Origin of the sequence: Kitasatospora sp. NPDC051853, assembly GCF_044452665.1 — a bacterium.
Classification (GTDB): domain Bacteria; phylum Actinomycetota; class Actinomycetes; order Streptomycetales; family Streptomycetaceae; genus Kitasatospora.
This window is the reverse complement of record NZ_JBITBY010000009.1, coordinates 108,910-115,868: the sequence shown is the minus strand read 5'-3', so window position 1 is coordinate 115,868 and position 6,959 is coordinate 108,910. Positions and strand designations below refer to the sequence as shown.

7 protein-coding genes are annotated in these 6,959 nt (G+C 73.5%); 3 read left to right on the top strand and 4 right to left on the bottom strand.

All coding sequences use genetic code 11. From position 1 onward, the window contains the following. The first annotated feature begins 84 nt into the window (after nt 1-84). Nucleotides 85-1,302, top strand: a complete 1,218-nt coding sequence (locus tag ACIA8O_RS25335; RefSeq protein WP_396296251.1) for an aminotransferase class V-fold PLP-dependent enzyme — start codon at nt 85-87, stop codon at nt 1,300-1,302. On the opposite strand, the gene ACIA8O_RS25330 is transcribed toward ACIA8O_RS25335, so the two are convergent. After that, nucleotides 1,299-2,513, bottom strand: a complete 1,215-nt coding sequence (locus ACIA8O_RS25330; RefSeq protein WP_396296250.1) for a cytochrome P450 — start codon at nt 2,511-2,513, stop codon at nt 1,299-1,301. The genes ACIA8O_RS25335 and ACIA8O_RS25330 overlap by 4 nt on opposite strands. 100 nt (nt 2,514-2,613) lie before the next feature. After that, entirely contained in the window at nt 2,614-3,240 is a 627-nt protein-coding gene (locus ACIA8O_RS25325) for a carbonic anhydrase (protein WP_396296249.1), read from the bottom strand. 98 nt (nt 3,241-3,338) lie between these two features. Between ACIA8O_RS25325 and ACIA8O_RS25320 the strand changes: the two genes are divergently transcribed. Next, nucleotides 3,339-4,406 carry a barstar family protein gene (locus tag ACIA8O_RS25320; RefSeq protein ID WP_396296248.1) on the top strand — a complete coding sequence of 356 codons (1,068 nt, stop codon included), beginning with the start codon at nt 3,339-3,341 and terminating at the stop codon, nt 4,404-4,406. A gap of 92 nt (nt 4,407-4,498) precedes the next feature. Here the strand turns inward: ACIA8O_RS25320 and ACIA8O_RS25315 are convergent, their stop codons facing one another. Both ACIA8O_RS25315 and ACIA8O_RS25310 read right to left on the bottom strand, forming a co-directional pair. After that, nucleotides 4,499-4,939 (bottom strand): hypothetical protein, encoded by a 441-nt coding sequence (locus ACIA8O_RS25315; protein ID WP_396296247.1) that lies wholly within the window; start codon nt 4,937-4,939, stop codon nt 4,499-4,501. 255 nt (nt 4,940-5,194) lie between these two features. Further along, nucleotides 5,195-6,079: a hypothetical protein gene (locus ACIA8O_RS25310; RefSeq protein WP_396296246.1), complete on the bottom strand. Its 885-nt coding sequence runs from the start codon at nt 6,077-6,079 to the stop codon at nt 5,195-5,197. A gap of 396 nt (nt 6,080-6,475) precedes the next feature. Here ACIA8O_RS25310 and ACIA8O_RS25305 point away from each other — a divergent pair, with 396 nt between their 5' ends. Continuing rightward, nucleotides 6,476-6,805: a MazG-like family protein gene (locus ACIA8O_RS25305; RefSeq protein ID WP_396296245.1), complete on the top strand. Its 330-nt coding sequence runs from the start codon at nt 6,476-6,478 to the stop codon at nt 6,803-6,805. The last annotated feature ends 154 nt before the right edge of the window (nt 6,806-6,959 follow it).

Sequence of the window (6,959 nt, the reverse complement as noted above, 5' to 3'; positions counted from 1 at the left end):
CTCCCTGGAGGTGACGGCCTGACAGGATGGCCCGGGGCGGCGGGGCGGCCCGCCGGCGACGACAGCAGAGGGACCGAGAACGACATGACCGAAGCACCGAAGCCCCTGCTGCTGCCGGACGGCCGCCCCGCCGCCCACGCCTGGACGCTGGACCCGACGCTCCGTCACCTCAACCACGGCTCCTTCGGCGCCGTCCCGCTGGCCGCGCAGCGGGAACAGCAGCGGCTGCGCGAGGAGATGGAGCGGGCCCCGGTGGTGTGGTTCCCCGCGCTGCCGGGGCGGGTCGCGGCGGCCCGCGCGGAGGTCGCCGGCTTCCTGCGGGTCCCGGCGCGGGACCTGGCCCTGGTGCCGAACGCCAGTGCCGGGGCCAGCGTCGTGTACGGGAGCCTCCCGCACCGGGCGGGCGGCGAGGTGCTGGTGACCGACCACGGGTACGGGGCGGTCACCATGGGCGCCGAGCGGCTGGCCCGCCGTTGGGGCGGACGGGTGCGGACGGCGCACGTCCCGCTGCACGCCGGGGCCGAGGAGGCCGCCGCCGCGGTCCTGGCCTCGGTCACCGACCGCACGGCGCTCATCGTCCTCGACCACATCACCTCCGCCACCGCCCGCCTGCTGCCGGTGGACCTGATCGGCACGGCGGCCCGGGAGGCCGGGATCACCCTGCTGGTCGACGGGGCACACGTGCCCGGGCTGATCGAGGACCCGCTGGCCGGGCTGGAGTTCGACGCCTGGGTGGGCAACCTGCACAAGTTCGGCTGCGCCCCGCGCGGGGCCTCCGCACTGGTGGTCCGCAGCGAACTCCGGGACCAGCTGTACCCGTTGATCGACTCCTGGGGAGCGGAGGAGCCCTTCCCCGAGCGCTTCGACACCCAGGGGACGCTGGACGCCACCAGCTACCTGGCGGCCCCGGCCGCCCTCGGCTTCGTCGAACGGACCTGGGGCTGGGCCACCGTCCGCGGCTACCTCTCCGAACTGGCCGACCACGCCGAGCACGTCATCGGCACGGCCTTCACCGAGCTGACCGGCGAGAGCGCCGCCGCCGAGGTCGGCATGCCGGTGAACGCCCTGCGGCTGGTCCGCCTCCCGGACGGGCTCGCCACCACCCGGCTGGAGGCGGACGCGCTGCGCGACCGGGTCGCCGCCGAGCTCGGGGTCGAGGCGGCCTTCACCAGCTTCGGCGGCACCGGCTACTTCCGGCTCTCCACCCACGTCTACAACACCGCCGCCGACTACCAGGACTTCGCCGAGCGCTGCGTCCCCGTCCTGGCCGACTGGGCCCGCCGGGCGCGGCCCTCCCGCTAGAGCCGGACCGGCAGGGCCGTCAACCCCCGGAAGAGGCGGGAGTGACGCCAGGTCAGCTCCTCGGCGGGCACGGCGAGCCGCATGGCGGGGAAGCGCTCCAGCAGCACCCGCAGGGTGATCTCCACCTCCGCGTGGGCCAGCGGCGCGCCCAGGCAGCGGTGGACGCCGTGGCCGAAGCTGAGGTGCGCGGCGGCGTCGGGGCGGCCGATGTCCAGGCGGTCGGGGTCGGCGAAGCGGGCCGGGTCGCGGTTGGCGGCGCCCGGGCAGACGAAGACCGGGCTGCCGGCCGGGACGGGCGTCGGGTCGGGGCCCAGGGTGGTGGCGGCCGGGGCCCAGCGCCAGGTGGCGATGGAGACCGGGGCGTCGTAGCGCAGCAGCTCGTCGACGGCGGCGGGGACGCGGTCGGGACGGGCGAGCAGTTCGGCCCAGGCCTCGGGGTGGCGGAGCAGGGCGAGCACGCCGTTGCCGATCGCGGCGGTGGTGGTCTCGTGGCCGGCCACCAGGAGCAGGATCGCGAGGGAGAGCAGCTCGTGCTCGTCCAGCGGGGCGTCGTCGCCGTCGCGGGCGGCGATCAGTTCGGAGATCAGGGCCTCGTCGGGGGTGGTGCGCTTGGCCGCGATCAGCTCGGCCATGTAGGCGGCGAGCGCGTGGGAGGCTGCGTCGATGCGGGTGTGGTCGCCGGTGACGAAGAGTTCGGCGGACCACACGCCGATCGCGGGCCGGTCGTGTTCCGGGACGCCGAGCAGTTCGCAGATGACCGTGACCGGCAGCGGGGCGGCCAGCCCCTCCACCAGGTCGACCTGTCGGCCCGGCTCCCAGTCCGCCGTGAGCTGCCGGGCCAGGGCCTCGATCGCGGGTCGCAGCCGGTTCACGGTGGCGGTGGTGAACGCCCGGGTGACCAGGCGGCGCAGTCGGGTGTGCTCCGGCGGGTCGGTGGTGAGCATGTTGCGGGCGACGGCCGGGTGCAGGGTGCGGTCGGAGTCCTTGTCCGCGAAGTACGCGGCGGTGTCCTTCGACAGGGCCGGGCTCGCCAGCGCTTGGCGGGCTTCCTGATGGCCCGTCACCACGACGGCCCCGTCCCCGGCCCCGGCCCCGCTGCCGCTGCCGCTGCCGCTGCCCGCGAACGGGATCGGGAGGACCGGTGCCTTCGCGCGCAGCGCGGCGTAGTGAGGGTAGCGGTCGCGGTAGAAGTCCGGGTCGTTCAGCACCATGCGTTCGTCCCCCTCCGCGGCGTCCCGTTCGTCCCCGATCGTAGTCAGCGCCCGCCCGCCCGGGCCAGTACGGGCGGGCAGGCGGGCGGCTGAGCGTCCGTCAGGCGTTGTCGAGGCCGTGCGCCGCGATCACGTGGGCGCTGCCGTCGACCAGGCGGTACGAGAGGCCGACCACGGCGACCCGGCCCTCCTCGATCGCGTCGGCCAGGATGCGGGAGCGCTCGACCAGCAGGTCCACGGTCTGGCGGATGTGCTCGGCTATGAACTCGCCGTCCTCGGTGTGCCCGGCCGCACGGGCGGTCAGCACGCTCGGCGTCACCCGCTCGATCACGTCCCGCACGAAGCCCGGCGCCCGGGTGCCCGCCTCGACGGCGGCCCGGGTCGCGGCCACCGCGCCGCAGGAGTCGTGGCCGAGCACGACCACCAGCGGCGCGCCCAGCACGGCCACGCCGTACTCGATGCTCCCCAGCACCTCGGGGCCGACGACCTGACCCGCCGTGCGGACCACGAAGAGGTCCCCGAGCCCGCGGTCGAAGATGATCTCGGCGGCGAGGCGGGAGTCGGCGCAGCCGAACATCACCGCGAACGGGTTCTGCTCGGGGGCGATCTCGGTGCGGCGGGCGGCGTCCTGGTTGGGGTGCTCGGGCCCGCCGGTGACGAAGCGCTGGTTGCCGGCCATCAGCATCGTGAAGGCGTCGGCGGGGGTGATGTGGGGAGTGGTCGACATGACCGCAGCCTACGGCGCCGATCGGACGCGTGATCGAACGGGTCCGCCAGTCGGGCATGATGTCCTCCGCGGACGACGGGGACGGGGAGGGGCTCTTGGTGGCACGGTACGCGCTGGTGGACTCGGAGAGCGGCGAGGCGTGGGGCACCTGCGACGAGGTGACCGGACTGTCCGGGGAGGACCGGCGCAGGACGTACGAACTCTCCGGCTGGCTCCCCGCACAGGACGGGGCGACGCCGGGCTGGCTCGGTGACCGGGTCTGGCTCGTGCCGGAGGGCCCTGGCCGCCCCGATCCCGAGGACCCCTGGCTGCTGGGGGACGTCCTGACCCTCGGCGTACGTTCCGGGGCCCTGGCGGTCTCCGCCTTCGACGACTACCTGTCCCCGCCCGAGGACCACGACGGCCCGGTGCGGCTGAACGACGGACACCGCTGGCTGGGCACCTGCCGGGGGGTCACCCGGATCGTCCCGGCCCCGCGGCCGTCGGCCCCCGTGGTCCTGTCGGGCCTGGCCCCGAGCGAGCGGCTGCTGGCGGCCCTGGCGAAGGGGACCCGGCGGTCGCTCTACCTGGACGAGGCCTACCTGGAGATCCGGGACGACCACGGCGACCTGCTGACGCACCGTCTGATGTGGCCCACCGTCACCGCGTGGCACCCGTCCTCCGCCGGGGCCGGGCTCATCGACCTGGAACTCGACGCCGGCCCCTTCGAGCCGCTGCCCGACCACGCCCGCCCACTCCTGGAACGCTGGCTCGCCGGCCCGCCGGACGCCCCCGGCGCCTGGGTCGACCTCAACCCCCGGGACCGGCAGGCCTGGCTCGACCTGGTCCGCGAACACGGCTGCTGCACCGACCACCACCCCCGCCCGCCCGGCCAGGCCTACGAACTCGACGGCCGCCACATCACCGACGCCGCCTCCCTCTACCTCGCCCTCGGCGAGGCCGTGAACGGCCCCGGCGGCTACTTCGGCGCCAACACCGCCGCCGTCGACGACTGCCTCTGCGGCTCCTTCGGCCACACCTCCCCCGCCACCCTGCTCTGGCGCCACTCCGCGACCGCCCGCGAACACCTGTCGGCCGAGCTGGACTCCGACGGCGGGCAGTACGACCTCTTCGCCGTGATCCTCGAGATCATGGCCAGGCACCGCGTGACCGTCACCCTCGCCTGAACCGGCCGCCGCAGAACCCCCGATGTCCCGTCAGAGTCCCTCCCCCCGCCGTGCCGTTCGTGCCCGGGCCCGGCGGGGGCGGGGTGCCGCGGTCAGCGGCGGGCGGTCGACAGGACGAGGAGGAACTGGCCGCCGCCCGGTTCGACGGTGGCGGTCAGCGGGAGTTCCGGGGTGAGGCGAGTGAGACGGTCGGCCAGCCAGTCGGCGGCCTCCTGGGCGTCCTTGCGGGTGGGGCAGCGGCCGACCACTTCACGGCCGCCCTTGCGCTCCAGCCGGGCGGTCACGGCGATCAACGCGGCGGGCTCGGACACGTAGAGGCGCTCGGGCCAGGCGATCTCCACCTTGACCGCGCCCTTGCGGGTGTTGCAGCCGCGGTGGGCGAGCCGTTCGGGGATCTTGGCCTTGCGGTCGGCGGTGCGGCTGTCGACGCTGGGCCCACGGGGGTCGTTCACGGACATGTCGGGGTCGACCGGCTCGTCGCACACCCAGCACCGCCAGCCGTCGCGCTCGGCCACGTCGTCAAGAAGAGTCACCCGGGTAAAACTAGCCTGCCCCGACACCACCCCACCCACCGGGACCCGCCCGACGGCGGACCTGATCCGCCATCACGGCGGCGTAGCGCAGACGCGCGCCACCGCGCGCAGACGCTCGGCGTAGTCAGGGGCCCGTGGCAGGTCGGCAGTCACCCCGGCCCGGAGCGATCCTTCGGATCGGACTTCCGCTCCCCCATGACCTGGTCCGCTCCTCGGCCGAACAGCCGGTACCGGCCGCAGCCTACGAGCTCTTGATCAGCAGTCGTACCGGTGGACCGTGGGCCACTCGGGGCAAGCACGGCAGACGAAGACGTAGACACCGCCTGCATCGCCCATGATCATCCCGTGGCCGTCGTCCTGCGGGGTCTCGGGCACCTCCCAGCCGGAGCCGGGACGGGTCCGCTCCTCGACCGGGAGCCACCGGCCGCACGACTCGCTCGCCGAGATCGTCAGGAGGTGCTCCATCTGCTCGCCGCAGACACAGTGCGGCCATTGGGGCGCCTGGGTCCAGCCCGGGTAGCCGCCGACCTTGCTCTGCCTGGTGGTGAACGCGTCCCAGTAGTCGATCCCGCAGGCCTCCTCCATCTCTTCGCTCCACTCCCCGACGCGCTCCGACAGGTCCTCGGGCATGTCCCAGTTCGGGTACTCCGTGGTGTCGGTCGGGTGCACCACACAGGGGCGAGGGACATAGTCGTCGTCGAATTCGTACGGCCGTGGCGCCTCGTCCAGCAGCGGCCCGGCCGCCACATCGGTGACGGAGCGCCAGCGGAGCACCGGGACCGGCGACCACTGGTCGTGATCGGAGTGGATCAGCGGGCACCAGAGCACCTGCAGCACGTCGCTCCCGGCCGGGAACACCAGTGCCGGGACATCACGGGCGAACAGTTGGAGCACGGGCACCATGGCCACCGCCTCGGGACCCACCACCGCGCAGCCGCGACCGGGGTTGTAGTGGTCGGACGCGGCACACGTCGGCCACGGCTCGTCCGCCGGCCACAGCATCGGTCCGCCGAGCGAACTCTCCTGCCGCTCGGGGTCACCGCTCCGCGGGTACAGCAAGGTGGTGGACCGCGCGTGCGGCAGGAGCTCCGGGAAATGCTCCGCGATATCGAGCGGCGGCGGCGGAACGGTGAAACTCATGAGTGCCTCCAGACCGGCGCATCGTAACGCGGGCCACCGACACCACCCGAGCGAGCTCATGGCCAAGCCTCGACCGGACCTCCCCCTGTGAACTCGTCACACGATCTTGCTGATCGTTGCTGGTGGGGCATGACCTCGCGGGCGTAGGGCTTCGGCGTCGGGTGCTTGTACGGCGTCAGCCGGACGGGCGGCCGGTTTCCGGCCATCCGCCGTCGCCACCCGGGCGGGGCGGGGCATGGTCCAGGTGCCCGTCCGGCCGGCTGTGCGGCCGGGCTGCGGCCTACCGGTGGTGACCGGTACTGGTGGGTGGACCTGCTCGAAAGGCACCGTTCGGGCCGGGTGCGCCGGGAACCGCCCGGATTGAACACCAGAATCGAACGGCACCATCATCGGCGCGTGAACGAGACCTGGCAGAACATCAACTTGCATGCTTCCCACCCGAGTTCAGCTTCCAGCCTGCCGATCGAACAACAGTGGCTGGTACAGACCGTGAAGCTGCAGGAGGAGTGCGGGGAAGTCGCCGAGGCCGTCATCGGCGCACTCGGTGAGAACCCGCGCAAGGGCTTCTCCCACACCTGGGACGACGTCCGGGCGGAGGTGTGCGACGTGATCGTCACCGGCATGGTGATGCTGGCCCGCATGGGCGGCGACCCGGCCTGGTTCTTCGACGAGCATCTGCGCACCGTCACCAACCGCGCCGCCCTGAAGGGAGACCGCACCTCGTGACCGGCACCGTGAACCAGCAGCCGCCCGCCGCCGAGAAACAGGAGGACAAGGCAGGCCCTGACCCCGGGGACAAAAGACCCCATACAGGGATGAACTCGCTTGACGGCGCCGGCCGACGGGCTCGAGTGACGACCGCCGAGAGCTGCTCCCCGGC

Bases quoted from the DNA above. Each gene is read 5' to 3' on its own strand.
- ACIA8O_RS25335 (WP_396296251.1), top strand. From the start codon at position 85: ATGACCGAAGCACCGAAGCCCCTGCTGCTGCCGGACGGCCGCCCCGCC.
- ACIA8O_RS25325 (WP_396296249.1), bottom strand. From the start codon at position 3,240: ATGTCGACCACTCCCCACATCACCCCCGCCGACGCCTTCACGATGCTG.
- ACIA8O_RS25330 (WP_396296250.1), bottom strand. From the start codon at position 2,513: ATGGTGCTGAACGACCCGGACTTCTACCGCGACCGCTACCCTCACTAC.
- ACIA8O_RS25310 (WP_396296246.1), bottom strand. From the start codon at position 6,079: ATGAGTTTCACCGTTCCGCCGCCGCCGCTCGATATCGCGGAGCATTTC.